The organism is Streptomyces sp. NPDC004266 (genome assembly GCF_042874095.1).
Classification (GTDB): Bacteria; Actinomycetota; Actinomycetes; order Streptomycetales; family Streptomycetaceae; genus Streptomyces.
Window position 1 is genome coordinate 49,488 of record NZ_JBIAMM010000009.1, and the last position, 26,573, is coordinate 76,060.

Below are 26,573 nucleotides of genomic sequence, written 5' to 3' on the forward strand. Positions count from 1 at the left end.
GGGGCGCGGCGGTCAGGCCGTCGCGGTTGCGGCGAACTCGTTCTCGACCACGCCGAGTTCGGCGAGCAGCCGGGTGCGGAGCGCGGCGAGCGCGGGATCGCCGGGGGAGCGGGGCCGGTCGAGGTCGACGGCGGTGTCGTACGCGATCACGCCGTCCCGCATCACCAGTGCGCGGTCCGCGAGCAGCAGGGCCTCGTCGACGTCGTGCGTGACGAGCAGGACCGTGCAGCCGCGCCGCTGCCACAGCTCGGCCACGAGCCGCTGGGCCTTGATCCGGGTCAGGGCGTCGAGCGCGCCGAACGGCTCGTCGAGCAGCAGCAGATCCGGGTCCCGTACCAACGCCCGTGCGAGAGAGGCGCGTTGGGCCTCGCCGCCCGACAGGGTCTTCGGCCACGCCCCCGAACGGTGGGCGAGCCCGACCTCCGCGAGCGCCTTCTCCGCCACCGCCCGGTCCGGCGTGCCCGGCAGCCCGAGCAGCACGTTCCGCCAGACCTTCTTCCAGGGCATCAGGCGCGGCGCCTGGAAGGCCACCGCGCGGCGGCGCGGCACGAGGACCGTGCCGGACACCTCCCGGTCGAGGCCCGCGAGGATCCGCAGGAGGGTGGACTTGCCGCAGCCGCTGTGGCCGAGCAGCGCGGTGAACTGTCCCGGGCGCAGGGTCAGGTCGAGCCCGTCGACGACGGGGCGCCCGTCGAAGGAGCGGGTGAGGCCCCGGACGGTCACTGCCCCGTGAAGGTCGGTCGCCATTGCAGCAGCAGCCTTTCGAGAGTACGGACGAGGGCGTCGGCGAGCAGGCCGAGGAAGGCGTAGACGACCAGGCAGACGACGATCACGTCCGTGCGGAAGAACTCCCGCGCCTGGTTCATGAGGAAGCCGATCCCGGCGTCGGCGTTGATCGACTCGCCGAAGACCAGGGCGAGCCAGGCCGTGGCCAGGGAGTAGCGAAGCCCGGTCATCGCCCCGGGCAGCGCGCCCGGCAGGACCACGTGCCGGACCAGTCCCCACCGCCCGAGCCCCAGGGACTCGCCCGCCTCGACGAGCCCCGCGTCGACGCCCCGGATCCCGGCGTACACGTTCAGATAGAGGTGGAAGGCGACGCCGAGGGCGATCAGCGCCACCTTGGGCGCCTCCCCGATGCCCAGCCAGATGATGAACAGCGGGATGAGCCCGACCCACGGCACCGTCCGCAGCATCTGCACGGGAGCGTCGACCAGGTCCTCCCCGAGCCGTGAGAGCCCGGACACCAGGGCGAGCGATATCCCCACCACCCCGCCGAGCAGCAGCCCCACGGCGACCCGCCGCAGCGAGACGCCCATCGCGGTCGGCAGCGTCCCGTCGCCGACCAGCTCGCCGGCGGCCCGGGCGATGGTTCCCGGCGAGGCCAGCACGTCCGCCGGCAGCACCCCCGCCGCGCTGCACGACTGCCAGAGGAGGAGCAGCAGTACGGGTCCCACGGCCCGGCGCAGCCAGCGCGGGACGGACGGGCCGCGGCCCGGTCTCCGGGTGGGGGTCAGGGACTCGACATCCGGCAAAGGCGATATGTCGGGCGGAAGGGCGGGAGGGGCATGGTCGACCGTCATGACGGACTCCGGGGGAGAGGGAGGTGGAGGTACGCCTCAGCGGCCGTGGGCGCGGAGCGGACACGCGCGCACGACGATCAGGGCGTCAGAGGTGTGGTGGGGGTGAAAGGGCGTCAGCGGCCGCGGCGACACGCGGCGGAGGCCACCCGCAGCAGGTCGATGTGACCGCGCGTGGTGAGCAGGGCTGTACGCAACATGGCGCGAACGTAGCGGTCGTCACGCGCCGGGTCAACGGCGTCTCGGACCCTGGACGCGCGAGCCCCGGGCCGGCTCGCCCACCGGACCGACGCGCCTCCGTGCTCCGCACGTGACCGGCAGGACACCCCCTAGTCTCCAGCTGACCGGGGAAGTCCCGGGCAGCACGTTCACGACGGGGGACAGGAACATGACGTATCGACGCGCGGCGATACCCGCGCTGATCGGCGGGCTGCTGCTCACCGCACTCCTGTGGTGGGCGGGGGCGAGCGCGGACGCACTGCGGCTGCCCGGCAGCGACGGGACGCTCAGCCCCGGGGCGGTCGCCGAGCTCCAGCGCTGGGTGGCCCCCTGGGCGTACGACCCCCCGGTCTTCCTCGACTCCGGCGCGCAGGCGTCCGGCTACGTCCCGGACACCTCGGGCGGCGACGACCGCGACCACTACAGCGGGCTGTACACGACCGGGCTCCAGATCCGGTACGGAGCCGTCCTCCTCGCCTTCGTGCTCGGCGCCCTCCTCCTGATCCGCAGGCTGCCGCCCGTGCGCGGGCGGACGACGGCTGCGTTCCTCGCGCTGTGGGCCTGGGGCGCGGCGGCCGGGACCCTCGCGGTCGCCGTCTCCGCGCCGTGGATGATCGCCTCGACGGGACACGGCGGTTACCGCTTCCTGCCCCAGCTGGCGAACGTGATCGCCGGCGGACGGCAGCTCCCCGTGGCCGTCTCGCTCGTCGTGGCGGGGGCGACCGTCCTCGTCGCGCGGATCGCCGCCGAAGGCGCGGGACCGCTGCCCCGCACGGACGTCCCGGCCCGCGCCGCGCGCCTGGCCGCCACCGCCGGGACCGCCGTGATCGCCCTGTCCGTGGTCGTCCTCTCCTACCAGCCGGTCGCCGCCGCCCTCCAGGAGTTCTCCCCGGACGGCGGACTCCTCTCCGAGCCCGGCGACCTGCTGCGCCAGTGGCTGCTGCTCGGCGCCTGGGACGGCCCGGCGGGCGGCCCGATCGGCGACTGGCTCCGCCACCGCGCCTCCGACGTCCTCCTCCTCGCCGTCGTCTGGTGGGCCCTGCGCCGGCTCCCCGGGCTCCTCACCCGGGCCACGCTCCCGGCCATGGCGGCCGGCGCGGTCTGTGCCACCGTCCTCGGGCTGCTCGCGGGCCGGCTCCTCCGGATCGCGGTGGTCCAGACGGGCCCCCGGCAGGGCCTCCTCCACTCCACCGCCGGCATCGGCATCGGCATCCCGGCCGCCCTCACCTTCGGCCTCGCGGCCGGCGTCGCCGCCACCGCGGTGCTCCGGCTCTCCCTGCGGAGCGCGCCGGACCCCGCGGCCTAAGCTGCCGTACGGCACAGGCCCCGACCCCAGGAGCGCATCCCCATGAACGACCGCGACCGGCAGCACCCGTACCCCGACGCGTTCCGGGCGGACGAGGCGCCCGCGCCGCACGCGCTGCTCGCCCCGGTGGCCGGGCTGCTCGGGACCTGGGTCGGGCGGGGGCGGGGCGGCTACCCGACGCTCGCCGAGGAGTTCGCGTACGAGCAGGAGGTCACCTTCAGCCACGACGGGCGCCCCTTCCTGCACTACGAGGCGCGGGCCTGGCTGATCGACGAGGACGGCACCCCGCTGCGGCCGTCCGCGCGGGAGAGCGGCTGGTGGCGGCTGCAGCCCGAGGGCCGGATCGAGGCGCTGATCACCCAGCCCACCGGCATCGCGGAGATCGCCGTCGGCCGCGCGGACGGCGCCACCGTGGACCTCACCACCGAGCGGGTCGCCCTGGCCCCCACCGCCAAGCAGGTCGACGCCACCCGCCGCCGCTACACCCTCACCGGCGAGGACACCCTCGACTTCCTCCACGACCTCGCCGCCGTCGGCCGCCCGCTCCAGCACCACCTCGCGGTACGGCTCCACCGCGAGAAGCGGCGCTGACGGCGGGCCCCGGCGGCGGGACCTGCACAATACGGGGGTGAGCGATGACGACCCGTACCTGTGGCTGGAAGACATCTCCGGCGAGGCCGCCCTCGCGTGGGTGGCCGAGCGGAACGCCGAGACGGCGGACGTGCTGGCCGCCGACGACGGGTTCGCCCCGCTGAAGGCACGCCTGAGGGAGGTGCTCGACGCCTCGGACCGCATCCCGTACACCGTGCGGCGCGGCGCGCACCTCTACAACTTCTGGCGCGACGCCGAGCACGTGCGCGGGGTGTGGCGGCGCACGACCCTGGAGCAGTACCGCAAGGACGACCCCGAGTGGGAGGTCCTCCTCGACGTCGACGCGCTCGCCGCCGCGGAGGGCGAGAAATGGGTGTGGGACGGGGCCCGGGTGCGCCGCCCCGCGTACGACCGGGCCCTGGTGCGGCTCTCCCGGGACGGCGGCGACGCCGTCGTGGTCCGCGAATTCGACCTCGCCGCGCGGGAGTTCGTCGAGGGCGGCTTCGAGGTGCCGGAGGCGAAGACGCGCATCGGGTGGATCGACGCCGACACCGTCTTCGTCGGCACGGACACCGGACCGGGCTCGCTGACCGGATCCGGCTATCCGCGCACGGTCCGCCGCTGGCGGCGCGGCACGCGGATCGAGGAGTCCGAGCTCGTCTACGAGGCCGAGGACACGGACGTGTCGGCCTGGGGGTACCGCGACGACACCCCCGGCTTCGAGCGGGACTTCGTCGGCCGCTCGCTGGACTTCTTCCGCAGCGAGACCCACCTCCTGGAGCCCGACGGCACGACCGTGCGCATCGACGTCCCCGACGACGCGCTCGTCGAGGCCCACCGCGGGCATCTGCTCGTCACCCTGAAGTCCGACTGGCTGGGACAGCCCACCGGCTCCCTCCTCGCCTTCGGCCTGGACGCCTTCCTCGCGGGCGACCGCACCCCCGAGGTGCTCTTCACCCCGGACCCGCGGACGGCCCTCGCGGGCCGCTCCTGGACCAGGCACCACCTGATCCTGGAGACGATGCGGGACGTCAGCGCCCACATCGAGGTCCTCACCCCGGGCCGCGACGGCGCCGGCTGGACGCGCACCCCGCTCGTCGGCGTCCCGGCGCTGTCCGCCGTGAGCGTCGTGGACACGGACCCGGACGTCTCCGACGAGTACTTCCTCGACGTCTCTGGCTTCCTCCAGCCCTCCAGCCTCCACCGCGGACACATCGGCGCCGACACGGAGGTCCTCAAGCAGGCCCCGGACCGCTTCGACACCGCCGGGCTCACGGTCGAGCAGCACTTCGCGACCTCCCCCGACGGCACCCGCGTGCCCTACTTCGTCATCGGCCCCGACCACGCCCTCACCGGCCCCGGCCCCACCCTGCTCTACGGCTACGGCGGCTTCGAGGTCTCCCTCACCCCCTCCTACGGCGCCGTCACCGGCCGGGCGTGGCTGGAGGGCGGCGGCACGTACGTCATCGCGAACATCCGGGGCGGCGGGGAGTACGGCCCGGACTGGCACCAGGCCGCGCTCCGCGCGGACCGGCCGCGGGCCTTCGAGGACTTCGCGGCCGTCGCCCGGGACCTCGTCGCCCGCGGCGTCACCACCCCGGCGCAGCTGGGCGCGTCGGGCGGCAGCAACGGCGGCCTGCTCATGGGCGCGATGCTCACCCGCCACCCGGAGCTGTTCGGCGCGATCGTCGCGCAGGTCCCGCTGCTCGACATGACCCGCTTCCACAAGCTCCTCGCGGGCGCCTCCTGGATCGCCGAGTACGGCGACCCCGACGACCCGGCCGACCTCGCCCACCTGCGCGAGATCTCCCCGTACCACCGCCTCACGGCCGACCGGACCTACCCGCCGGTGCTCCTGATGACCTCCACCCGCGACGACCGCGTCCACCCCGGCCACGCCCGCAAGACGGCGGCCCGGCTGCGGGAACTCGGCCACCCCGTGCTGTTCCACGAGAACACCGGCGGCGGCCACGCGGGCGCCGGGGACAACGAACAGGCCGCCCACAACAGCGCCCTCGTGCACACCTTCCTCCGGCGGCACCTCACCTGAGCCGCCTCACAACCACCCCTGGCGCTGCGCCTGCAGCGCCATCTGGAAGCGGCTCGTGGCGCCGAGCCGGGCCATGAGGACCTGGACGCGGCGGAAGAGCGTGCGGCGGCTGACCCCGATCTCCCGGGCGACGACCTCGTCGCTCGCCCCGCCCGCGAGCAGCCGCAGCAGCCGGCGGTCGGCCGGCAGCAGTCCGGCCGGCCGGACGGAACGGCCGTGCAGCGGCAGCGCGCTCTGCCAGGCCTGCTCGAACAGCGCCACGAGCGCCGACAGCAGGCCGCACGGCTGCACCACGAGCATGCTGTTGTGCACGTCGGCCTCCTTGATGGAGAGCGAGACCATGGCGTACGCCTCGTCGATGATCACCAGCTTCACCGGCACGGACGGCAGCACCCGCGCCTGCTCGCCCGCCTCCACGCACGGCTCGATCGCCTCCTCCAGCTGCCCCGGGTGCTCCAGCGACGCCTGCGAGTAGACGACCCGCTGGGTCACCCCGCGCGCCAGGGTCGCGAGCGCGTCGTCGGTCGCGCTCGGCAGCGGGAAGTACGGGGGAGAGTCCAGCTGCCGGATCTCCTCGCGCGCGCTGGCCCAGGCGTGCCGCATGCGGGGGCCCACCGCGTCCCCCGTCACCACCTCGACGAGATCGTCGTGGTACGCGGCGAGCCGCTGCCGCCGGAAGGACTCGAAGGCGCCGCCGACGGTGATCCGCGACTCGTCGAGCTCGGCCGCCCGGTGCCGCCCCAGGATCTCCAGGCCCGCGGCGGGCGGCACCGGAGCCACCGGGTCGAGGTCCTGTCCCGCGGGACTCGCCAGGCCCGCGTCGACGAGTTCCCCGTACGCCGCGGACAGCTCCGCACCGTCGAGACCGGCCGCGGAGCCGATGGCGCTCAGCGGCGCGGGGCCGAGGTCCAGCAGCCGGACGTAGACCCGGCGGGCCTCGTCGCCGATCCCGAGCAGCCGGAGCGCCTCACCGAGCTTCGCGTTCGCCATGGACCGCATTATCGACCCGCCCCGGCGGCCCCCGCCGCCCGGGGTGTGGCCGATCCGTGCCACTGGCCGATCCGGGCACCCGGCGGGCCCGCGGCGCAGTACCGTCCGGGTGCCGTCGACGAGCGGCGGTCGGGAACGTACTGGGAAGAAGGTGCAGGACGTGGCGAAGGGTCGCAAGAACGGCCTCTACAACGGCGTCTCCGAGGAGCTCTCCGCTCTGATGAGGACGGGATGGGCGGACACCGAGCGGCACGATCTCGAACCGGCCGAGCAGGCGCCGTACGCGGCCGGCCGCCGCGCCGCGCTCTCCGCGCTCTTCCCCGGCGAGCGCCTGATCGTCCCCTCGGGGAACCTCAAGTACCGCTCCAACGACGACAACTACCCGTTCCGCCCGTACTCCGGCTACGTGCACATGACCGGCGACCAGGCCCGCGACGGCGCCCTCGTCCTGGAGCCCCGCGCCGACGGCGGCCACGACGCCTACTGCTACCAGCTGCCCCGCGACAGCCGCGACGACGACGAGTTCTGGATCGGCTACACGGCCGAGCTGTGGATGGGCCGCCGCCGCTCCCTCGCCGAGTCCGCGACCGTCCTCGGCCTGCCCTGTCGCGACGTCCGCACCGTCACCGAGGACCTGGCCGCCGGCTCCGGCGTGCCGACCCGGATCGTCCGCGGAGTCGACCCCGCCCTCGAGGCCGCCGTCACCACCGACGAGGAGCGCGACGCCGAGCTGGAGGGGGCGCTCAGCGACCTCCGCCTCGTCAAGGACGAGTGGGAGATCGGCGAGATGCGCAAGGCGGTGGACTCCACCGTCCGCGGCTTCACCGACTGCGTCGCCGAGCTCTCCCGGGCGATCGCCTCCTCCGAGCGGTGGATCGAGGGCACCTTCTTCCGCCGGGCCCGCCTGGAGGGCAACCACGTCGGCTACGGCTCGATCTGTGCCGCCGGCGACCACGCCACGATCATGCACTGGACGGACAACGACGGCCCGGTGCGCCCCGGCGAGCTGCTGCTCCTCGACGCCGGCGTGGAGACGCACTCCCTCTACACCGCCGACGTCACCCGCACGCTGCCCATCAGCGGCACCTTCAGCCCCGTCCAGCGCCAGGTGTACGACGCGGTGTACGAGGCCCAGGAGGCGGGCATGGCCGCGGTGAAGCCGGGCGCCCCGTACCGCGACTTCCACGAGGCGTCCCAGCGTCACCTGGCGGCCCGGCTCGTCGAGTGGGGCTTCATCGAGGGCCCCGTCGACCGCGCGTACGAGCTCGGCCTCCAGCGCCGCTTCACCATGGCGGGCACCGGCCACATGCTCGGCCTGGACGTCCACGACTGCGCGCAGGCCCGCACGGAGGAGTACGTCGACGGCGTCCTGGAGCCGGGCATGGTGCTCACGGTCGAGCCCGGCCTGTACTTCCAGCCGGACGACCTGACCGTGCCCGAGGAGTGGCGCGGCATCGGCGTCCGGATCGAGGACGACCTCCTCGTCACCGAGGAGGGCCACGAGAACCTCTCGGCCGGTCTGCCGCGCTCCTCGGCCGAGGTCGAGGCGTGGATGGCCCGTTTCGCGGGCTGAGGCCCCGCCGGGCCGTCGGAGGGGCCGTCCGCGCACGTGCGGGCGGCCCCTCCCGTCGTCTTCGCGCGCGCGTCCGGGCCGCGTGCGCCCGAACGACAGAAAGAGGGGAGGATCTTCACCGATTCAGGTGACAGCGGTCGAGGCGAAACGTCCCTCCCGGCGAAGGGGCGGCCACGCTCGACGTGACACATGGAGCCACCCTGTGGAGCGTCCGATGCAGCTGATCCCCCGTCACGACCCGTACCTCGTCGTCCGCTCGACCGGCGGCCTCACGGTCGCCGCCCTCCGGGGCGAGCTCGACCTCGTCCTGGTGCGGCACCTGCGGCCCGAGCTCGACGCCCTCGTCCGGGAGTCCGACGCCCTGACCGTCGACATCCGGCGCCTCTCCTTCTGCGACGCCACGGGACTGGGGCTCCTCGCCCACTGCGCCGGGCGCATGCACCGGCGCGGTGCGCGGTGGCGGCTCCTCTGCGACCAGCCGTGGATCCTGCGGCTCATCCGGCTGACCGCGCTGACCGATGTCCTCCGCCCCGAGCCGGGACCACCGGACTTCCTCGACGAGCCGGACGAGACCGTCGGCCCGCCGGACCCGCTCGGCCCGCCGGACCCGCTCGGTCTGCCGGACCCGCTCGGAGGGGCGGACGCGGCGGCCCGGCCGGACCCGGCGGCCCGGCCGGAGGCGGTCGTCGGTCTGCCGCGGCCGGTCCCTCAGCCCGTCCCGCCCGGCCCGGTGGTTCCGCTGCCGCCCGAGCCCGGCGTGACGAGGCCCGTCTCGTAGGCGGCGATCACGGCCTGGGCCCGGTCGCGCAGCCGGAGCTTCTGGAGGACGCGGGCGACGTGGGTCTTCACCGTCGCCTCGCTCAGCCGGAAGCGCGCCGCCAGTTCGGCGTTGGTGTGGCCGCGCGCCAGTGCCTCCAGGACCTCCAGCTCGCGCGGGGTGAGCGTGGCCAGCTCGCGGTGCGGCGCGACGGGCCGGGACCCCCCGCCCGCACCGGGCGCGGCGAAGCGCTCCACCAGGCGCCGCGTGATCGCCGGGGCGAGCAGGGCGTCCCCGGAGCGGACGAGCCGCACCGCCGCCGTCAGGTGCTCGGGGGTGACGTCCTTGAGCAGGAAGCCGCTCGCGCCCGCCGCGAGCGCCGCGTACACGTACCGGTCGAGGTCGTACGTGGTGAGGACGACGACCCTCGGCGGCGGCGCCCCGTCCGCCAGGATGCGCCGCGTGGCCTCCAGGCCGTCCGTGCCCGGCATCCGGATGTCCATCAGGACCACGTCCGGCCGGGTCCTGCGGACCGCCGCCACCGCCGCGTCGCCGTCGGCGGCCTCCGCGACCACGTCGATGCCGTCGGCGGCGAGGATCATCCGGAAACCGGTCCGCACCAGCGCCTGGTCGTCGACGATCACCACGCGCGGGGCGTCGGCCACGGTCACGGAACCTCCCACGGAATCACCGCACGGACCCGGTACCCGCCGTGCGGGCGGCTGCCGGCGTCGAGCGTACCGCCGTACACCGCGAGCCGTTCCCGCAGTCCGAGCAGCCCGTGACCCCCGCCCGGCTCCGCCGTCCGCAGCCGGCGCCCGCCCGTGTCGGACACCTCCACCCGCAGCCGGTCCGTCCCGTACTCCACCGTCACCGACACCCGCGCGCCGTCCGCGTGCTTCACCGCGTTCGTCAGCGCCTCCTGCACCACCCGGTACGCGGCCAGGTCCACCCCCGCGGGCAGCTCCACCGGGACGCCCCGCACGGCCACCTCCACCGGCACCCCGGAGGAGCGCACCCGGTCCGTCAGCTCCCCCAGGCGGTCGAGGCCGGGCTGCGGGGCGAGCGTCACGTCGGCGGCCGGATCGGGACCGTCCGCGGCCATCGTGAGCAGTCCCATCACGTGCCGCAGCTCCGACATCGCCGTCCGCCCGGCCGCCTCCACCGCGAGCATCGCCTCCCGGGCCTGCTCCGGCGAGGTGGTCAGGACCGTGCGCGCGGCACCGGCCTGAATCGTCATCATGCTCACGTTGTGGGTGACCACGTCGTGCAGCTCCCGGGCGATCCGGGACCGCTCCGCCTCCACCGCCCGGCGCAGCTGCGCCTCCTGCTCCGCCCGCAGCGTCCGCTCCCGCTGCCGCCAGAGATGGACGCCGTGCGAGGCGAGGGCGAGCGGCAGCAGGACGAGGACGGGCACCAGGTCGCCGTCGACGTCCGGGACCAGCGGGAAGACCGCGTGGAGCAGGGCGCCGGCCAGGAGCGAGGCCGCCACCGACTTGCGGTGCGGGCTGTACATCGCCGCGCTGTACGCCGCGACGAGCCCCGAGGCGAAGGTGATCCGCGTGGCGTCGTCCGCCGCGTCCCCCAGGTGCAGGACCACCGCCGCGACCGTCACCGTCCAGTGGACGGTCAGCGGGAAGCGGCGCCGCAGCACCAGCGGCAGCGCGGTCAGCACGGCCGCCGCCGTCTCCCAGGCCTCCACCGGCGGCAGCACGTGCTCCACGGCGGGCACGGGGCGCGGGCCGGGCAGGTCCGGGAGGGCGGGAGGGGAGGGGAGCTGCCCGGGCACGGGCGTCCTGCTCCCCACCAGATCGGGCCGGAGCTCCACGTAGGAGCGGTTCAGGTTCCCGACGATCGTGGCGACCGCGAGCGACAGGGCGAGCAGCCCGTCGGCCGTCCACGCCCAGCGGGACAGCGGGGGCGGCGCGCCGATGGTCCGCGATCCCCGTATCCGGCCCATGAATTCCTCGTACCTGCTCACCGCCGCAGTGTGCCAAGCGGGGCGCCGCGGCGGATCGGTCCCGGGGACCAGGGCACCGTCCCCGCGGAGTACATCGCGCGGATGACCCGCCCGGGCCTCCGCCGCACACGGTACGGAGCTTCGCCACCACGGCCGACGCGCCCCCGGCCGGCCCGCTCCTAGCGTCGGGGCGAACCCGAACGCTTCCGAGCCCTGGAGGACCCGTGACCCCATCCGAAGCCGAGCCGCTGATCGACCTGAGCGAGGTCGGCAGGACGTACGAGGACGGGCCGGCCGCGCTCGCCGGTCTCGACCTCCGGGTGGCGCGGGGGGAGTCGCTCGCCGTGCTCGGCCCCTCCGGCAGCGGCAAGTCGACGCTGCTCAACCTCCTCGCCGGGCTCGACCGGCCCAGCACCGGCCGGGTGACCGTGGACGGCCTGCGCGTCGACAGGCTGAGCGAGACGGCCTCCGCCCGCTACCGGCGCAGCCGCGTCGGCATGGTCTTCCAGTTCTTCCACCTCCTCGAGGACCTCACCGTCCTCGACAACGTGCTGCTCCCCGCCCAGCTCATCGGGACGCCCCGCGGCCGGGCCGCGGCGCGCGCCGCCGAGCTCCTCGACCGGCTCGGCGTCGCCCGGCACGCGCGCGTGCACCCCGGCCGTCTCTCCGGGGGCGAGCGGCAGCGCGTCGCCGTCGCCCGCGCCCTGATGAACCGTCCGCCGCTGCTCCTCGCCGACGAGCCCACGGGAGCCCTCGACACCGCGTCCGGCGCGGAGGTCCGCGGCCTCCTGCGCGACCTGAACGCCGACGGCCAGACGATCGTCCTCGTCACCCACGACCTCGCGCTCGCCGAGGCCTGCGCGACGCGCACGGTCGAACTCGTCGACGGCCGCGTCACCCGCGACGTCCCGGTGGCGACCCGATGAGCGCGCGCCCCCTCGGCCCGGGCGGCGGGAGGCCCGTGAGCGTCCGTTCCCCCGGCCCGGGCGGCGGGAGGTCCACGAGCGTCCGCTTCTCCGGCCCGGGCGGCGGGAGGTCCACGAGCGTCCGCTTCTCCGGCCCGGGCGGCGGGAGCGACGGCGGTCCGACGAGCGCGACTCCCCACGCTCCGAGCAGAGGGGCCGGCGGTGGCGCCCTGGGCCGCGTCGTGCGCGCCGGTGTCGGGCGGCGCCGTACGCAGACCGCCGTGATGGTCCTGACCACGCTGCTCTCCGTCGCCTCCGCCGTCCTCGCGCTCGGCCTCCTCGTCGCCTCCGCCGCGCCCTTCGACCGGGCCTTCGCCCGGCAGCACGGCGCCCATCTGACCGTGCTGTTCGACGGCTCGGCCGCCCCGCCGGAGCGGCTCGCCGCCACCGCCCGCGCGTCCGGAGTGGCAGCGGCCTCGGGCCCCTTCCCCGTCACCGCCGTGCGCCTCGACCCGGACGGGGCGGCCCCGCCCGGGTTCGCGCCGCCCCCGCTGACGGTCGTCGGCCGGGCCTCCGCCACGGGACCCGTGGACGCGGTGACCCTGACGGAGGGCCGGTGGGCCGCGGCCCCCGGCGAGATCGTCCTGGAGCGGGGGTCCGTACCGCCGGCGTCCGGCCTCGGGGCGCGGCTGTCCGCGGACGGCGTCGGCCTCAGGGTGGTGGGCATCGCCGAGTCGGTCGGCGAGAGCGCCGACGCCTGGGTCGTACCCGGGCAGCTCACGGCGCTCGCCGGGGGCCGGCCCCCCGCGCTCCAGATGCTCTACCGGCTCACCGCGGCCGGCACCGCCGCCGACGTGACGGCCGGCCGGAAGGCCGTCACCGCCGCCGCGCCGGCCGGAGCGGTCACCGGCAGCCGCTCGTACCTCGACGTGCGGGAGACCGCCCGCGAGAACACGGCGGCCTTCGTACCCTTCGTCACCGCCTTCGCCCTCCTCGGCCTGGCGATGTCGGTCCTGGTCATCGGCATCGTGGTGAGCGGCGCCGTCGGCGCCGCGACCCGCCGGATCGGAATCCTCAAGTCCCTCGGCTTCACCCCCCTCCAGGTCGGACGCGCCTACGTGGCCCAGGCCCTGATCCCGGGCACGGTCGGGTCGGTGCTCGGCGTCGCCCTCGGGAACGCGCTCGCCGTCCCCCTCATGGCGGAGGTGGCCGAGGTGTACGGCACGACGGAGGTCCTCATCCCCGCCTGGGTGGACCTCGCCGTGCCGGCCGGAGCCCTCGCCCTCGTGGCCGGCACCGCCCTCGGGCCCGCCCTGCGCGCCGCCCGGCTGCCGACCGCGACCGTCCTCCGCCTCGGCCCCGCCACCGGCGGCGGCCGGGGGCGCGCGGTCCGCGGCCTGCTCGGACGGCTGCCGCTGCCCCGGCCCGTCGCCCTGGGCCTCGCCGCTCCCTTCGCCCGTCCCGCGCGCGCGGCGAGCACGGCCGCCGCGGTGACCTTCGGGGCCCTCGCGGTGACCTTCGCCGTGGGACTCGGCAGCACGCTCGTCGCCGTCAAGACCGACGGCGACCCGGACCGGGGCGGCGACGTCACCGTCCGCACGGTCGCCCTGCCCCGCGGGAACCCGGAAGGTCCGGGCGGAGCGCCGCCGCTGCCGGGGAAGCCCGCCGACCCGGCCGCCGTGGCGGCGGCGATCGCCGCGCTCCCGGGGACGGGCTCGGCGTACCGGACGGCCCGCACCCAGCTGGAGGCGGCCGGGCTCAAGGGAGGCGTGCCCGTCGTCGCGTACGAGGGGGACACGTCCGGCAGCCGCCACACGATGGTCTCCGGCCGCTGGTTCGGGGCCGGCGGGGAGGCCGTCGCGGCGACCCGGTTCCTGCGTGCCACCGGGGTCCGGGTCGGGGGCACGGTCACCCTCTCCGAACAGGGCCGCGGGGTCCGGCTGCGGATCGTCGGCGAGGTCTTCGACCTGGGCGACGACGGCATGACCCTGCGCACCGCGGCGGCGTCCGTCGCCACGCTCCGGCCCCGCTACCAGCCCGCCGACTTCGCCGTGACCGTCACCGCCGGCACGGACGCGGCGCGCTACGCGGAGCGCCTCGACGCCGCCGTGTCGCCGCTCGGGGCGGAGGCCGCCGTCACGGAGGGAGGCAGGTCGAGCGTCATCCGGGCGATGCAGGCCCTGGTCGTCATGCTGACCCTGATGCTGGTCGTCGTCGCCTGCCTCGGCGTGCTGAACACGGTGGTCCTCGACACCCGTGACCGCGCCCGTGACCTGGGCGTCCTCAAGGCCCTGGGGATGACCCCGGGGCAGACGGTCGCGCAGGTCCTCACCTCGGTCGGCGCCCTCGGCCTCGTGTCGGGCCTCGTCGGCGTGCCGCTGGGCGTGGCCCTCCACGGCCGGGTGATGCCGGCGATGGGCCGTGCGGTCGGCACCACGATCCCGCCCGCCGACATCGACGTGTACGGGGCGCCGCTGCTCGTGCTCCTCGCGACGGCGGGTGTCGTGATCGTGACGGCCGGGGCGCTGCTCCCGGCGGGCCGGGCGGCCCGCACGACCACGGCGCGGGCGCTGCGGGCGGAGTAGGGCGGCGCGGGGCGGGAAGGAGGATACGGTCGCCGCATGTCTGAAGTCCGGTTGACCACGCCCTCCTTCCTCGTGCTCGGCATCATCGACAAGCTGGGCGAGGCCAGCCCGTACGACGTGAAGGTGGAGGCCGCGCGGACGGTGGCCCCGTTCTGGTCCATGCCGCACGCGCAGGTGTACGCGCAGTGCGACCGGCTCCTGGAGGCGGGGCTGCTGTCGGAGGTGCGGCAGCCGGGCGGTCGCAACCGGCGCCTGATGAGCCTCACGGAGGCGGGGGCGGCGGCGCTGCGCGACTGGCTGGCCGACCCCGCCTTCGTCCCGGTCGAGGCACGCGAACGGGGCATCCTCAAGCTGTGGTTCGGCGCCAGCCCGCGCGTCCACGCACCGGTCCAGATCGACGAGCACCGCAGGACCCTGGAGGAGTACGAGGGGCTGGAGCGGGAGGTCGGCGAGCTGCTGACGCGGGGGCAGCGCGAGGCGCTGGAGTTCGGCATCCGGTACGAGCGGATGATGGTCGACTTCTGGCAGTGGGTGGAGAGCCGGGAGCCCTGAGTCCCGCAACGACGTTTTGTTACCGGCCGGTTGACCCCGGCGGTGCGCGGCCTGCCTTCACCCATGGTCCAGAAAGGACTATGGGTGAAGGGGGGACGGCCATGGGGCGTCCGACCGGCACGAGGTGGGGGTGGGGACGGGCGTCGGCCGTCGCGGTGACCGTGGTCTGCCTGGCGTACGCGCCGATCGCCATGACCGGACTCTGGCCGTACGCGCGGCCCGGAGCCCCCGCCGTCGGAGAGTGGCTCCTCGGCCGGTCCGTCTCCCCGGAGTTCGTCGCCGAGGCCGTGCACGACCGGGCGGGACCGTACGGGCGCAGCCTCGCCGTACGGACCACCATGCAAGGAATGTACAAGACCGCGCCGCGGGGCCGGCGGCAGTCTCGGGGCATGACGACGACCGACGACACCCCCGTACGTTTCGACACCAAGATCGCCGTGCTGCTGCGCGAGGACCTGGAGACCTGGCAGCGGCTGAACGTGACGGCCTTCCTGGTCAGCGGCCTCGGCACGGAGCTCCCCGAGGTGATCGGCGAACCGTACGCCGACGCCGACGACACCCCGTACCTGCCGATGTTCCGGCAGCCCGTCCTGGTCTTCGAGGGGACCGAGGAGACGCTGACCGCCGCGCACGGCCGCGCCCTCTCCCGCGCGCTGCCGCGGGCGGTGTTCACGAGCGACCTCTTCGCCACCGGCAACGACCGGGACAACCGCGCCGCCGTACGGGCCGTGGGCACGGATCGGCTCGATCTGGTGGGCATCGCCGTGTACGGGCCGCGCAACGCGGTCGACAAGGTGCTCAAGGGAGCCCGGATGCACCCCTGAGCCCTGCGCGCCCCTGGGCCCCGCGGACCCCCTGAGTCCCACGGCCCCCGGGGCCGGCCGGGCCGTCACCCCGCCGCGCGCCCCGCGCACTCCAGAAGGATGGGGAGCGCGGCGGCCAGCGCCTCCGTCCCGTGCGCGTACGGCAGCCGGAGCCGGTCCCGGAAGCCGTCCACCGGCGAGAACGCCGCCCCGGGGACCACCGACACCCCGTGGCGCCGCGCCAGCTGCGCGAGGGCCTCCGTGTCGACGCCCGGGATCCGCACCCACAGCGCGGGACCGCCCGCCGGCCGGGTCCACTCCCAGTGCGGGGCCGCCCCGCGCACCAGGGCCTCGGCGGCGTCCCGCTGCCCCCGCAGCCCGGCCCTGCGCCGGGCGCGGGCCTCGGGCAGCCGGTCGAGCAGACGGACGGCGACGAGCTGGTCCACGACCGAACAGGCCAGGTCCACCGAGGTCTTGATCTTCGCGAGCCGGGCCACCACCCGGGGCGAGGACCGCACCCAGCCCACCCGCAGGCCTCCCCAGAACAGCTTCGACAGCGTGCCCACGGTCACCGTGGAGCCCATCGGGAGACCGGCCACCAGGGGAACCGGGGCGGCGCCGTCGCTTCCCGCCGTCCCGTTCCCGAGGGCGAGTTCGGCACAGGCCGTGTCCTCGACCGTGAAGAGCTCCCGGTCCGCGAGGACCCGCCGCCACTCCCGGCGCGCGGCGCCGTCGAGCGTGCGCCCGGTCGGGTTGTGGACCGTCGGCTGGAGGTACACGAGCCGGGGCCGCCCGTGGGCGCACAGCCGCCGCAGCTCCGCCGGGCCCGCGCCGCCGTCCGGCCCGTCGCCGCCGACCGGGACGAGACGGGCGCCGCGCGCCCGCAGCGCCTCCAGGGCGCCCCGGTAGGTGGGGTTCTCCACGACCACCGTGTCGCCCGGCTCGACCAGGGCCTGCGCCACCAGCCACACCGCCTGCTGCGAACCCGAGGTCACCAGGATCTGCTCCGCCTCCGTCGCCACCCCCGCCGCCCGGTAGTACGCGGCGATGCCCTCCCGCAACGCGGGGATCCCGTACGGGTGGTAGCCGTCGTCCCCGAGCAGGCCGCCCAGATCGGCCCGGGTCAGCGCCCCCACGGCCTCGCCGACCGCGCCGAGTCCGGGCAGCGCCCCGCTCGACAGGTCCGCCGCTCCGGACCCCTCCGAGCGCGCGTTGAAGCTCACGAGCCGCCCCTCGGCGACGTACCGGTCGAGCGCCCCCGACCCCCGCAGCCGGGAGCCGCTGCCCCGCACGCTCTCCAGCCACCCCTCGTTCTCCAGGAGTCCGTACGCGGCCGTCACGGTGGACCGGCTCACGCCGAGGACCAGGGCCAGTTCGCGCTGCGAGGGCAGCACGCTGCCGCCGGGCACGTCCCCGTGCTCGGCCAGCTCCCGCAGCGCGTCCGCGAGCCGCCGGGGCAGCGGCCCCGACCCCTCCGACGACCAGCCGGTGAGGAGGCGGGACAGACGGGTCGAAGCAATCCTGGCCATGGCACCCATCTTGCTCCACGACGCAGGCCAATCCGCCCCGACTGGTCGTTGTCGCCGCAGGTCACGCCTCGGAGGATCGACAGCGGCGGGACCGGGCACGGACCGGGGCCGGGACCGGGACCGGGAGAAAGGTGAGGGCATGGCGACCGTCGTGCTGGTCGGCACACTGGACACCAAGGGGGAGGAGTACGCCTGGCTGCGCGAGCGGCTCAGGGAGTACGGCAGCGACGTCCTCCTCGTCGACACCGGCGTCATGCCGCCGCCCGCCCAGGCGCCCGTGGCCGACGTTCCCGCCGACGTCGTCGCGCGCGCCGCGGGCCACGACCTGGCGCGGCTCCGGGCCGCCGGGGACCGCGGGGCGGCCGTCACCGCCATGGCGCAGGGCCTCACCCGGATCGTCGTCGACCTCTACCGCAAGGGACGACTGCACGCCGTGCTCGCCGCGGCCGGCAGCGGCGGCTCCGCGATCGCCGCCCAGGCCATGCGGGCCCTGCCCATCGGCGTCCCGAAGGTGCTCGTCAGCACCATGGCCGGCGGTGACGTCTCCCCGTACGTCGACAGCAGCGACCTCACCATGATGTACAGCGTCGTCGACATCTCCGGGCTCAACTCCGTGTCCCGCCAGGTCCTCGGCAACGCCGCCGCGGCCGCCGCCGGCATGGCCCGCCGCCACGAGCGCAACCACGACGAGTCCGCCGGCCGGGGACGGCCGGTCGTCGCGGCCACCATGTTCGGCGTGACCACCCCGGCCGTCGACACGGCCCGCGCCCGCCTCGCCGAACTCGGCTACGAGGTCCTCGTCTTCCACGCCACCGGCGCCGGCGGCCGGGCCGTCGAGAAGCTCGCCCGGGACGGCATGCTCGACGGCGTCCTCGACCTGACCACCACCGAACTCGCCGACGAACTCGTCGGCGGCGTGCTCGGCGCGGGCCCCTCACGGCTCACCGCCGCCGGCGCCGTGGGCATCCCGCAGGTCGTCGCCCCCGGAGCGCTCGACATGGTCAACTTCGGGCCGGCCGCCACCGTCCCCGAGCGGTTCGCCGAGCGCCGGCTGCTCGTCCACAACGCGACGGTGACCCTGATGCGCACCACCGCGCGCGAGATGGCCGAACTCGGCACCGGGATCGGCCGCAAGCTCCGCACCGCGCGCGGTCCGGCCGAGGTCTTCTGGCCCCTGCGCGGCGTCTCCGCCGTCGACGTGGCCGACGGGCCCTTCGCCGACCCGGAGGCGGACCGCGCCGGGCTCGACGCGCTGCGCGCCGCCCTCCGGGGCGGCGACGTCCGGCTCCACGAGCTCGACGCCCACGTCAACGACCCCTCCTTCGCGATCGCCATGGCCGACCGCCTCCACCGGCTGATCACCGAGAACACCCGCGCCACCGCCCGCCGAGACACCGAGGAGCGAACATCGTGACCACCATCAGCCGCCAGGACGTGCTCGACCGGCTGCGCGCCCAGGTCGCCGCGGGCCGCCCGATCGTCGGCGCCGGCGCGGGCACCGGCCTCTCAGCCACGTGCGCCGAGGCCGGCGGGGTCGACCTGCTGATCATCTACAACTCGGGGCGCTACCGGATGGCCGGGCGCGGCTCGCTCGCCGGTCTGCTGCCGTACGGGGACGCCAACGCCATCGTCCAGGACATGGCCCGCGAGGTGCTCCCCGTGGTCCGCGACACGCCCGTCCTCGCCGGCGTCTGCGGCACCGACCCCTTCCGCCGCATGGACCTCTTCCTCGACGAGCTCAAGGCCATGGGCTTCGCCGGGGTGCAGAACTTCCCCACCGTCGGCCTGTACGACGGCACCTTCAGGGTCAACCTGGAGGAGACCGGCATGGGGTACGGCCTGGAGGTCGACATGGTCCGCGCCGCCCACGCGCGCGACCTGCTGACCGCCCCGTACGTCTTCGACCCCCAGCAGGCCGCCGACATGGCCGCCGCCGGCGCCGACGTCCTGGTCCCGCACGTCGGACTCACCACCAAGGGGGCCATCGGCGCGGGCACGGCCATGACGCTCGACCAGGCCGCCACGGCCGTCCAGGAGATGCACGACGCGGCCAAGCGGGTCAACCCCGGCGTCCTGGTCCTCTGCCACGGCGGACCCATCGCCGAGCCCGAGGACGCGCGGTACGTACTGGAGCACACCACCGGCGTCGTCGGCTTCTTCGGGGCGTCGTCGATCGAGCGCCTGCCCACGGAGCGGGCCATCACGGAACAGACCCGCGCCTTCAAGGCCCTCGCCACCGGCTGAGGCCGTTGTCGGTGGCGTGCCGTACAACTGGGGAACGAGAGGGGCGGGAACGGGGGCAGGCGCGGGCCAGGGGGGACTGTACGTGGACACTTTCGCGGATCCGGGGTGCGCCGACCGCGCGCCCTTCGCCGGGCGGGAGCGGGAACTCGCCCGGCTCGACGCGCTGTCGAGCGCCCGGGCCGACGGGACGGGCCCGGCGGCCGTGGACGTCACGGGCGAGCCGGGCATCGGGAAGAGCCGCCTCCTCACCGAGTTCGCGGTACGGGCCAGGGGGCGCGGCGCGACCGTCCTGCACGGCCGGGCCGGCTCGGCCCCGGGGGACGACACCCCCTTCCAGCCCTTCGTCGACGCCCTCGCCGACCTGGACCCCCGCGACCACGCCACGGCGCCGGACCTGGCCGGACTCGCGGAGCTCGTCGAGGGCGCCGCGCCGGTGCGGCGGATCGCGACGGCGCTGGGGAGGATCGCGGCACCCGGGCTCGTGCTCGTGCTCGACGACCTCCACGGGGCGGACGCCGCCTCCGTCGCGCTCGTGGACCACCTCCTCCGGCACCCGCCGAGGGCACCCGTCCTCCTCGTCCTGGCACGGCGCGAGCGCCAGACCCCGCCCGCCCTCGCCTCCGCCCTCGCGCGCGCCGACGACGCGGGGACCCTCACGAGACTGACGCTCCGTCCGCTGACGCCCGAGGAGTGCGCCCAGGGCCCCGGCGCCGGGCTGCCGCCCGAGCAGGCGCGGGACCTCCACGCCGCCAGCGGCGGAAACCCGCTCTACCACCGCGCTCTCGCCCTCACCCGCACGCACCGGGGCGGGACGTCCGGCCCCGCGCCGATGGCCGCCCTGCTCGACGAACTCGCCCCCCTGGGCCGGACGGAGCGATCGCTCGTGGAGGCGACGGCGGTGCTCGGCCCCCGCGCGACCCCCGAACTGCTCGCGACCGTCACCCGCGAGGACACCGGTGCCGCCCCGTGGCCGGTGCTCCGCCCGGGGGCCGGCGGGGACGCGGGGCGGCCGGCCGAGGAGGGGGCCGCCGGCGCTCCGCGTCCCTCACACCGGCCGGGCCCCGACGACGCCCGGTGCCCGTCGCCGTGCGGGGTGCCCGGTGCGGTCCCCCGTCCGCCTGGGCCGTGCGGGGCGCCTGGTGCGGCCTCCCGTCCCTCTGCGCCGCGCGGTGCGGTCGACGCGGCCCCGTGGCCGCCCGTGCCGGCGGCGGTCGGCGCGGCGCTGCGGGAACTCCTCCGACGGGATCTCGTCCGTGCCGAGCCCGCCGGGCGCGTCCTCGCGCTGCGGCACCCCGCGCTGTCCGAGCTGCTGCTCGGCACGCTCGACCCCTGGCGCCGCCGGGAGCTGCACCGGCGGGCCGCCGCCGCGCTCGCCGCGGTCGGCGCGCCCGTGACCGAGCGGGCCCCGCACCTCGTGCGGGCCGCGACCGTCTGGGACCCGGCCACCGCCGCCGAACTGGTCGAGGCCGCCGAGCGCGTCACGGCGGCCGACCCCTCGCGCGCCGCCGACTGGCTGGGTGCCGTGCTCGACCTGCTGCCCGACGCCCCCGAACACCACGGCACCCGGCGCGAGCTGACGCTCGAACGGGCCGGGGCCCTGGGCTCGGCGGGACGCGTCGCGGAGAGCCGGGACCTCCTCCACCGCCTCATCGACGAGGGCCGAGGCGAGGAAGGAGCGGAGGGGGCGGAGCCGCGGACCTCGGCCGTGCTGCTCTGCGCGTTCATGGAGCGCCACCTCGGCCGCTACCCCGAGGCGGACGCCCTGCTCCGCCGCGAACTGGCGCGGACGCCCGGGCCCCGGCCGGACCTGCGGACCCGGCTCGTCGTCGAGTGGGGCTGCCGCGCCCTGTTCGCCGCCCGCTACCCCGAGGTCCGCCACGTGGTCGCGGAGACCCTCGACGCGACCCGGCGGCGCCACGACGACGCGGGGACGGCCGAGGTCCTCACGCTGGCCGCCCTCGGCGAGGCGTACGAGGGCGGGACCGCGGCCGCCCGTGCCCACGCCGCCGAGGCCGCGGCCCTCACCGACTCCTTCACCGACGGCCGACTGGCCGACCACCCCGAGTCGTTGGTGCGCCTCGGCTGGAGCGAGGCCTTCCTGGAGCGGTACGGGACGGCCGAGCGGCACGCCGCCCGGGGCATCGCGATGGCCCGCCGCGCCGGGCGGCCCTTCGCCCTCTCCCAGCTCCTGCTCTGCTCGGCGTACGTCCACCTCCTGACGGGCCGGGTCGGCACCGCGCTCGACCAGGCCGAGGAGGCCCTCGCGGTGGCCCGCGTCCTGGGCGGCGCCGAACTCGTCGGCTTCAGCCGGGCGATCCGGGCCACGGTGCTCCTGCACGCCCGGCCGCTCGGCGACCCGGAGGTGCCGGCCGCCGCCGAGGAGGCCGCGGCGACCGTCGGGACCGCCGAGGGCTGGTGGGCCACCCAGGCCCGCTGCATGCTCGCCCACGCCGTCCCGCTCGACCAGGACCCGCACCGGGTGCGGGAGGTGCTCCTGCGGTCGGGGGGCGACCGGGACCTCTCCCGGCTCCAGCCCTCCCTGCGCCCCGGCTACCTCGAAGTCCTCACGGGCGCCGCCCTCGCCGCCGGGGACCTCCCGGAGGCCGAGCGGGTCGCCCGCCGGGCCCTCGCGGAGGCGGAGTCGCTCGGACTCCCCGTCCAGAGGAGCGCGGCGCGGCGGGCCTGGGGCCGGGTCCTGGCCCGGCGGGGCGAACCGGCGGCCGCCGCCCGGGCGTTCACCGAGGCGGCGGCGGACGGTGCGCGCTCCGGTGCGGTCCTGCGGGAGGCCCAGGGCCTGCTCCTCGCCGCCCCGCAGCTCCAGGCCTCGGGTGACGCGGAGCAGGCCGCCGGAGCCTGGCGCGGGGGCCGCCGGCTGGCCGCCGGGGCGGGCGCCCGCCTGCTGGTGGACCTGGCCGACCGCACCCGGCCCGGGCCGCCCCGGGACGAGGGCACGGGCGGGCGGCTCGCCGTCCTCACCCCGCGCGAGCGGGAGATATCGACCCTGGTGGCGGAGGGGCTCACCAACCAGGCCGTGGCCGACCGGCTCTGTCTGAGCCCCCGCACGGTCGAGAGCCACGTCGCCCGGGTCTACCGCAAGACAGGGGTGGAGACCCGGGCGGGACTGGCCTCGCTGGTCGTCAGGGACGAGAGGGCGGCAGGTCAGTCCTTGCGGGGATAGGTGGCGGTCACCCGGCCCCTGGCGTCGGCCGTCAGGTAGGCCACGCCGTACGTGTCGGACAGGTAGACGCTGAGCCCCGCCTCGCTGCCGAGGAGCGTCGAGCCCGGCGTGAGGACGACGTAGCGGCTCGTCGGTTCGTCGACGCCGAGTTCCTTGTCGGCGCGCTTCACGAGCGCGGGGAGGGCGTCCCACGAGAACGCGTCCAGGTCGGCCGGGACGGCGCCCGGGAAGGCGGTGCCGCCGGGCCCCTGCCGGACGGCCACGTCACCGCCCCGGTACATGTACCGGTCGTACCGCTTCGTGCTGCCCTTGACCAGGCACTCGGCCACCGCGTAGTCCGGGTACACGACGAAGCTGGTGACCTTCGCCCCGCCGGAGGCCGCCTTGACGGCCGCCACGGCGGTCCGGACCCCGTCGGCCGTCAGCAGGTCGAGCTTCTCCGGAGCCGTCTCCTTCGCGGGCGCCGACGCGGTGGCGGGGGGCCGCGCGTCCGGGCCCTGCCGCGAGGGAGCGGTGGTGCTCGGCCCGTTCCCCGGGTCGGCCGGCCGCCACTCCCAGTTCATCGCGGCCACGGGGATCCCGACGGCGAGCACCACGACGGCGGCCGCCCCCAGGAACCGGCCGAGGCGCCCGCGCCGTCTCCGCCCGGCGACGGCGGGAGGCGCGGCCCCCACGGGAGCCGTCCCCGCCGGAGCCGTCCCCATCGGAGGAGCCTCCGGAGGCGCGGCCCCCACGGGAGCGGCATCGGCCGGGGCGACCGTCGACGGAGCGCCTGCCGTCGGAGCGGGGCCCACCGGCGCGGCCTTCACCGGCGCCGGACCCGTCGGTGCGGTGCCCGTCGGTGCGGTGCCCGGCGGCGTGGTGCTCGGCGGTGCGAGCCGGAACGAGGTCGTCCCTCTCGCTGCGGAGGCCGTCGCCTCCCCGGCCGCCGTCCCGTCCGTCGCGGCGGCCGTCAGCGCGCGGTCGAGTTCGTCCGCGTCGGGCCGGGCGGCGGGGTCCCGTACGAGCAGCCGGGTCAGTACGCCGGTCAGCGCCCCGGCCCGCAGGGGAGGGGGCACGTCGTCGGAGAGGACGGCGGCGAGGGTGGCCAGGGTGTTCTCCCGGCGCAGCGGGTGACGGCCCTCCACCGCCACGTACAGGAGCATGGCGAGCGACCAGAGGTCGGCGGCCGGACCGCTCGTGCCGCCGCGGATCCGCTCGGGCGCCATGTAGTCCGGCGAGCCGATGACGGAGCCCGAGGCCGTCAGGACGGTGGACTCGCGGATCGCCGCGATGCCGAAGTCGGTGAGCACGGGCCGCCCGTCCGGCCGCAGGAGGACGTTGGCGGGTTTCACGTCGCGGTGCTCGATGTCCCGCTCGTGGGCGGCGCGCAGGGCGGACAACAGCTCGCGGCCGAGCACGGCCGCCTCGGCGGGCGTCATCGTGCCCCGGTCCAGCCGGTCCTGGAGCGAGCCGCCGGTCACCAGCTCCATCACGAGCCACGGATAGGTGCCCTCGCCCGCGTCCACGATGTGATGGATCGTCACCACGTTGGGGTGGTCGATCCTGGCGAGGGCGCGTGCCTCGCGCAGCACGCGCGCCCGCAGCGTCCGGGCGCCCTCGACGTCGTGCTCCGCCATCGCGGGGTCCGGCGGGCGCACCTCCTTGACCGCCACGTCACGGTGGAGGGCCAGGTCGCGGGCACGCCACACCGTCCCCATCCCGCCGCCGCCCAGCCGCTCCACCAGTTCGAAACGGCCGTCGATCACTCTGTTCACACGCACCCCTGTACTCGGGTCACACTCTGCTCCTCGCGGCGCCGCGGCCCGCGGGGCCCGGTTCCGGTCCCGCCCACCTCGCCGTACGCGTCCACCTGGTAGCGGCCGGGCGGCCCGTACGGCTCGGGCAGCACGCGCAGCCACGCCCGGGCTCCGCCCGGTTCCCCGGGGCGGTCCGGCCGCCCGCGTCCCGCCTCCCGTCGGGCCTCCGCCTCGACCACCTCGGCGGCGGCCGCGCCCCACACCTTCCGCACCTGCCGGGCGCGCCCGTGCAGGGAGCGCGCCGCGGCGGTGTGGTCACCGGCCGCCCGCCACAGGTCGGCGGCCCGCTCATGGGCGCGGGCCGCCTTCTCCGGCGACCCCGCCGCACCGAGCGCACGCGCCGTGAGCTCGCTCAGGGCCGCGGCGTGACGCGGGTCGCCCCACCGCCGGGCCTCCGCCGCCACGCACGCGAACTCCCGTGCCGCGCGGCCGGGTTCGCCGAGGCCCAGCGCGCAGAGGGCGAGCCAGGCCCCGGCCCGTACGCGCGCCGCCCCGTCGTCGCCGTCGTCGTCGCGGTCGCCGTCGTCGGCCTCGGCGAGGCCGGACAGAGCCTCCCGCAGCACGGCGGAGGCCTGACGCCAACGGCCGCGCTCGGCCCGCGCGACGCCGAGCGCGAGGCGGGCGAGGACGCTCAGCCGCCCGTCCCCGGCCACCGAGTCGGCATGCCGGACGGCCTCCCCGAGGAGGGAGACCTCCTCGTCCCCGGCCGGGCGGCCGGGGACTCCGGCGAGCGTGCGCGCGAGGGCGAGGCAGAGTCGCGCCCGGTCGGCACGACATCCCCTGGAGGCCGTCGTGCCGAGAGCGGCACGGAGGAGCGCGGCCGCCTCCTGACGGGCGCCGGTGGCACGGAGCACCCCGGTGAGGAGGAGCACGCTCTCGGCGGCCGGCCACGACCGGCCCCCGGCGTGGTGGTCCGCCATCGCGGCCCGCAGCTGGACGAGGGCGGCGGCCGGGTCGTCGGGCGCGGTGACGCGACCGAGCAGCGTACGGGCCTCGGCGAGCACGCCGGGGACGGCCGGAGCCGCCCGGTGCGGTGTGACGAAGGCGATGAGCCGCGCGAGTTCCGCGCGCAGCGCGGCGGCCTCGGCGACCGGGTCGGGGCCGGTGTCGAGGAGGTCCGCGCGGGCCCGGCAGCGGAGCAGGAGCACCGTCGCGGCCTCGGCGGCGGTGACCCGCCCGGCGGTGTGCAGGACGCTCGCCCGCTCGGTCAGCTCCCCGAGGCCGGCGCAGACCGTCGCCCCCGGCTCCGGACCACCGAGCAGCGCCCGCGCGCGCGAGACCAGCGCCTTGCCGGGCTGTCCGGCCCGTTCGTGCAGGTCGGCGGCGCGGGAGAAGAGCGGGGCCGCCGCCTGCCGGGCCCGGCCCCGGCAGGCGAGCGCGGTCGCGTCCAGGGCGTCGGCGTGGTCACGGGACATGAGGGAGCCGCCGGCGCGCCGCAGGGCCGTCGTCGCCCGTTCCCAGGCGCCGCCGGCCGAGGGGTGTCCGTCGGCGGTGAGCCGCCGGGCCCGGCGCAGCAGCTCCTCCGGGTCCTCCGGCTCCTCGCCGTGGCCGGACCCCCGGCCGTACGGAGACGCGCCGGGACGGAACTCGTCGGGCGAGCGGCTGCTCATGCGGGCTGCTCCGGGGAGACGGGGACGCGACGGGGCACGCGGAAGGACGGGGGACGGGGAGGGCCGGGACGCGAAGGGCTGGGGCACGGAGGCCGGGAGACGGAGAAGGACGAGAGACGGAGAAGGACGGGAGACGGAGAAGGACGGGACACGGAGAAGGACGGAGGGGCGGAGAAGCGGGAAAGGGGGGCGGTACGCCCGTACGCACAGGTCGGACCGACTCTCGCACCCCCGCCCCGCCCCGCACATCCGTAGAACTACGGAACCCTCACCGGCGCCCCGCCCCGGACCCGCACCGCCCGCGGCGAGCCGGGCGGCGACGGCGGGCCCCTACCGATCGGCCGC

21 protein-coding genes are annotated in these 26,573 nt (G+C 76.4%); 12 read left to right on the top strand and 9 right to left on the bottom strand.

Annotated features, from left to right (window positions below; all coding sequences use genetic code 11):
• Positions 1-12: 12 nt before the first annotated feature.
• The 3 genes from ACFYUZ_RS22115 to ACFYUZ_RS22125 form a co-directional block, all read right to left on the bottom strand.
• Entirely contained in the window at positions 13-747 is a 735-nt protein-coding gene (locus ACFYUZ_RS22115; protein WP_389311763.1) for an ABC transporter ATP-binding protein, read from the bottom strand.
• On the bottom strand, positions 720-1,580 hold the full coding sequence (locus ACFYUZ_RS22120) for an ABC transporter permease (RefSeq protein WP_389311765.1): 861 nt from the start codon (positions 1,578-1,580) through the stop codon (positions 720-722). Before ACFYUZ_RS22120 ends, ACFYUZ_RS22115 begins: the two co-directional genes overlap by 28 nt.
• A 113-nt stretch (positions 1,581-1,693) precedes the next feature.
• The gene (locus tag ACFYUZ_RS22125; RefSeq protein WP_352027631.1) at positions 1,694-1,777 is read right to left on the bottom strand and encodes a putative leader peptide; all 84 of its coding nucleotides are present in this window, start codon (positions 1,775-1,777) and stop codon (positions 1,694-1,696) included.
• 188 nt (positions 1,778-1,965) lie between these two features.
• Here ACFYUZ_RS22125 and ACFYUZ_RS22130 point away from each other — a divergent pair, with 188 nt between their 5' ends.
• From ACFYUZ_RS22130 to ACFYUZ_RS22140, 3 genes are read left to right on the top strand one after another with little or no spacing between them, the layout of a single operon-like run.
• The gene (locus ACFYUZ_RS22130; protein WP_389311766.1) at positions 1,966-3,102 is read left to right on the top strand and encodes a hypothetical protein; all 1,137 of its coding nucleotides are present in this window, start codon (positions 1,966-1,968) and stop codon (positions 3,100-3,102) included.
• Positions 3,103-3,144: 42 nt separating this feature from the next.
• A complete protein-coding gene (locus tag ACFYUZ_RS22135) occupies positions 3,145-3,693 on the top strand; it encodes an FABP family protein (protein WP_389311768.1) in 549 nt (182 codons plus the stop codon).
• A gap of 37 nt (positions 3,694-3,730) precedes the next feature.
• Positions 3,731-5,743 (top strand): prolyl oligopeptidase family protein, encoded by a 2,013-nt coding sequence (locus ACFYUZ_RS22140; RefSeq protein WP_389311769.1) that lies wholly within the window; start codon positions 3,731-3,733, stop codon positions 5,741-5,743.
• A 6-nt stretch (positions 5,744-5,749) separates the two neighbouring features.
• Here the strand turns inward: ACFYUZ_RS22140 and ACFYUZ_RS22145 are convergent, their stop codons facing one another.
• A complete protein-coding gene (locus ACFYUZ_RS22145; RefSeq protein WP_389311771.1) occupies positions 5,750-6,733 on the bottom strand; it encodes a LuxR family transcriptional regulator in 984 nt (327 codons plus the stop codon).
• A 160-nt stretch (positions 6,734-6,893) separates the two neighbouring features.
• Between ACFYUZ_RS22145 and ACFYUZ_RS22150 the strand changes: the two genes are divergently transcribed.
• Both ACFYUZ_RS22150 and ACFYUZ_RS22155 read left to right on the top strand, forming a co-directional pair.
• Positions 6,894-8,306, top strand: coding sequence for an aminopeptidase P family protein (locus tag ACFYUZ_RS22150; protein WP_389311773.1), 1,413 nt, complete (start codon positions 6,894-6,896; stop codon positions 8,304-8,306).
• Positions 8,307-8,520: 214 nt separating this feature from the next.
• Positions 8,521-9,084, top strand: a complete 564-nt coding sequence (locus ACFYUZ_RS22155) for an STAS domain-containing protein (protein WP_389311775.1) — start codon at positions 8,521-8,523, stop codon at positions 9,082-9,084.
• Here the strand turns inward: ACFYUZ_RS22155 and ACFYUZ_RS22160 are convergent.
• Positions 9,015-9,728: a response regulator gene (locus tag ACFYUZ_RS22160; RefSeq protein WP_389312175.1), complete on the bottom strand. Its 714-nt coding sequence runs from the start codon at positions 9,726-9,728 to the stop codon at positions 9,015-9,017. The two genes, ACFYUZ_RS22155 and ACFYUZ_RS22160, sit on opposite strands and share 70 nt — an antisense overlap.
• A gap of 2 nt (positions 9,729-9,730) precedes the next feature.
• The gene (locus ACFYUZ_RS22165; RefSeq protein ID WP_389311777.1) at positions 9,731-11,044 is read right to left on the bottom strand and encodes a sensor histidine kinase; all 1,314 of its coding nucleotides are present in this window, start codon (positions 11,042-11,044) and stop codon (positions 9,731-9,733) included.
• Positions 11,045-11,247: 203 nt separating this feature from the next.
• Here ACFYUZ_RS22165 and ACFYUZ_RS22170 point away from each other — a divergent pair, with 203 nt between their 5' ends.
• From ACFYUZ_RS22170 to ACFYUZ_RS22185, 4 genes are all read left to right on the top strand, one after another.
• Complete coding sequence (locus tag ACFYUZ_RS22170; protein WP_389311779.1) at positions 11,248-11,949, top strand: ABC transporter ATP-binding protein; 702 nt, start codon at positions 11,248-11,250, stop codon at positions 11,947-11,949.
• Between the two features lie 263 nt (positions 11,950-12,212).
• Positions 12,213-14,513 (top strand): ABC transporter permease, encoded by a 2,301-nt coding sequence (locus ACFYUZ_RS22175; protein ID WP_389312176.1) that lies wholly within the window; start codon positions 12,213-12,215, stop codon positions 14,511-14,513.
• A 36-nt stretch (positions 14,514-14,549) separates the two neighbouring features.
• Positions 14,550-15,065 (top strand): PadR family transcriptional regulator, encoded by a 516-nt coding sequence (locus ACFYUZ_RS22180; RefSeq protein ID WP_389311781.1) that lies wholly within the window; start codon positions 14,550-14,552, stop codon positions 15,063-15,065.
• 338 nt (positions 15,066-15,403) lie between these two features.
• Positions 15,404-15,889 (top strand): DUF2000 family protein, encoded by a 486-nt coding sequence (locus ACFYUZ_RS22185; RefSeq protein WP_389312178.1) that lies wholly within the window; start codon positions 15,404-15,406, stop codon positions 15,887-15,889.
• A gap of 65 nt (positions 15,890-15,954) precedes the next feature.
• Here ACFYUZ_RS22185 and ACFYUZ_RS22190 read toward each other — a convergent pair whose 3' ends face one another.
• Complete coding sequence (locus ACFYUZ_RS22190; protein WP_389311783.1) at positions 15,955-17,397, bottom strand: PLP-dependent aminotransferase family protein; 1,443 nt, start codon at positions 17,395-17,397, stop codon at positions 15,955-15,957.
• 139 nt (positions 17,398-17,536) lie between these two features.
• On the opposite strand from ACFYUZ_RS22190, the gene ACFYUZ_RS22195 reads away from it, so the two are divergent.
• The 3 genes from ACFYUZ_RS22195 (at position 17,537) to ACFYUZ_RS22205 (ending at position 22,819) form a co-directional block, all read left to right on the top strand.
• Positions 17,537-18,811, top strand: a complete 1,275-nt coding sequence (locus ACFYUZ_RS22195) for a Tm-1-like ATP-binding domain-containing protein (protein WP_389311785.1) — start codon at positions 17,537-17,539, stop codon at positions 18,809-18,811.
• Positions 18,808-19,641 carry a phosphoenolpyruvate hydrolase family protein gene (locus tag ACFYUZ_RS22200; protein ID WP_389311787.1) on the top strand — a complete coding sequence of 278 codons (834 nt, stop codon included), beginning with the start codon at positions 18,808-18,810 and terminating at the stop codon, positions 19,639-19,641. Before ACFYUZ_RS22195 ends, ACFYUZ_RS22200 begins: the two co-directional genes overlap by 4 nt.
• Before the next feature lie 82 nt (positions 19,642-19,723).
• Positions 19,724-22,819, top strand: a complete 3,096-nt coding sequence (locus ACFYUZ_RS22205) for an AAA family ATPase (protein WP_389311789.1) — start codon at positions 19,724-19,726, stop codon at positions 22,817-22,819.
• On the opposite strand, the gene ACFYUZ_RS22210 is transcribed toward ACFYUZ_RS22205, so the two are convergent.
• Both ACFYUZ_RS22210 and ACFYUZ_RS22215 read right to left on the bottom strand, forming a co-directional pair.
• Positions 22,801-24,576 (bottom strand): protein kinase, encoded by a 1,776-nt coding sequence (locus ACFYUZ_RS22210; RefSeq protein ID WP_389311791.1) that lies wholly within the window; start codon positions 24,574-24,576, stop codon positions 22,801-22,803. The two genes, ACFYUZ_RS22205 and ACFYUZ_RS22210, sit on opposite strands and share 19 nt — an antisense overlap.
• Positions 24,573-26,228 carry a hypothetical protein gene (locus tag ACFYUZ_RS22215; RefSeq protein ID WP_389311793.1) on the bottom strand — a complete coding sequence of 552 codons (1,656 nt, stop codon included), beginning with the start codon at positions 26,226-26,228 and terminating at the stop codon, positions 24,573-24,575. The genes ACFYUZ_RS22210 and ACFYUZ_RS22215 overlap by 4 nt, the downstream gene beginning before the upstream one ends.
• Positions 26,229-26,573 lie beyond the last annotated feature (345 nt).

Coding starts and splice junctions, on each gene's coding strand:
- ACFYUZ_RS22120 (WP_389311765.1), bottom strand. CDS start 1,580: ATGACGGTCGACCATGCCCCTCCCGCCCTTCCGCCCGACATATCGCCT.
- ACFYUZ_RS22130 (WP_389311766.1), top strand. CDS start 1,966: ATGACGTATCGACGCGCGGCGATACCCGCGCTGATCGGCGGGCTGCTG.
- ACFYUZ_RS22215 (WP_389311793.1), bottom strand. CDS start 26,228: ATGAGCAGCCGCTCGCCCGACGAGTTCCGTCCCGGCGCGTCTCCGTAC.
- ACFYUZ_RS22125 (WP_352027631.1), bottom strand. CDS start 1,777: ATGTTGCGTACAGCCCTGCTCACCACGCGCGGTCACATCGACCTGCTG.
- ACFYUZ_RS22185 (WP_389312178.1), top strand. CDS start 15,404: ATGCAAGGAATGTACAAGACCGCGCCGCGGGGCCGGCGGCAGTCTCGG.
- ACFYUZ_RS22180 (WP_389311781.1), top strand. CDS start 14,550: ATGTCTGAAGTCCGGTTGACCACGCCCTCCTTCCTCGTGCTCGGCATC.
- ACFYUZ_RS22195 (WP_389311785.1), top strand. CDS start 17,537: ATGGCGACCGTCGTGCTGGTCGGCACACTGGACACCAAGGGGGAGGAG.
- ACFYUZ_RS22135 (WP_389311768.1), top strand. CDS start 3,145: ATGAACGACCGCGACCGGCAGCACCCGTACCCCGACGCGTTCCGGGCG.
- ACFYUZ_RS22190 (WP_389311783.1), bottom strand. CDS start 17,397: ATGGCCAGGATTGCTTCGACCCGTCTGTCCCGCCTCCTCACCGGCTGG.
- ACFYUZ_RS22155 (WP_389311775.1), top strand. CDS start 8,521: ATGCAGCTGATCCCCCGTCACGACCCGTACCTCGTCGTCCGCTCGACC.
- ACFYUZ_RS22175 (WP_389312176.1), top strand. CDS start 12,213: ATGGTCCTGACCACGCTGCTCTCCGTCGCCTCCGCCGTCCTCGCGCTC.
- ACFYUZ_RS22115 (WP_389311763.1), bottom strand. CDS start 747: ATGGCGACCGACCTTCACGGGGCAGTGACCGTCCGGGGCCTCACCCGC.
- ACFYUZ_RS22145 (WP_389311771.1), bottom strand. CDS start 6,733: ATGGCGAACGCGAAGCTCGGTGAGGCGCTCCGGCTGCTCGGGATCGGC.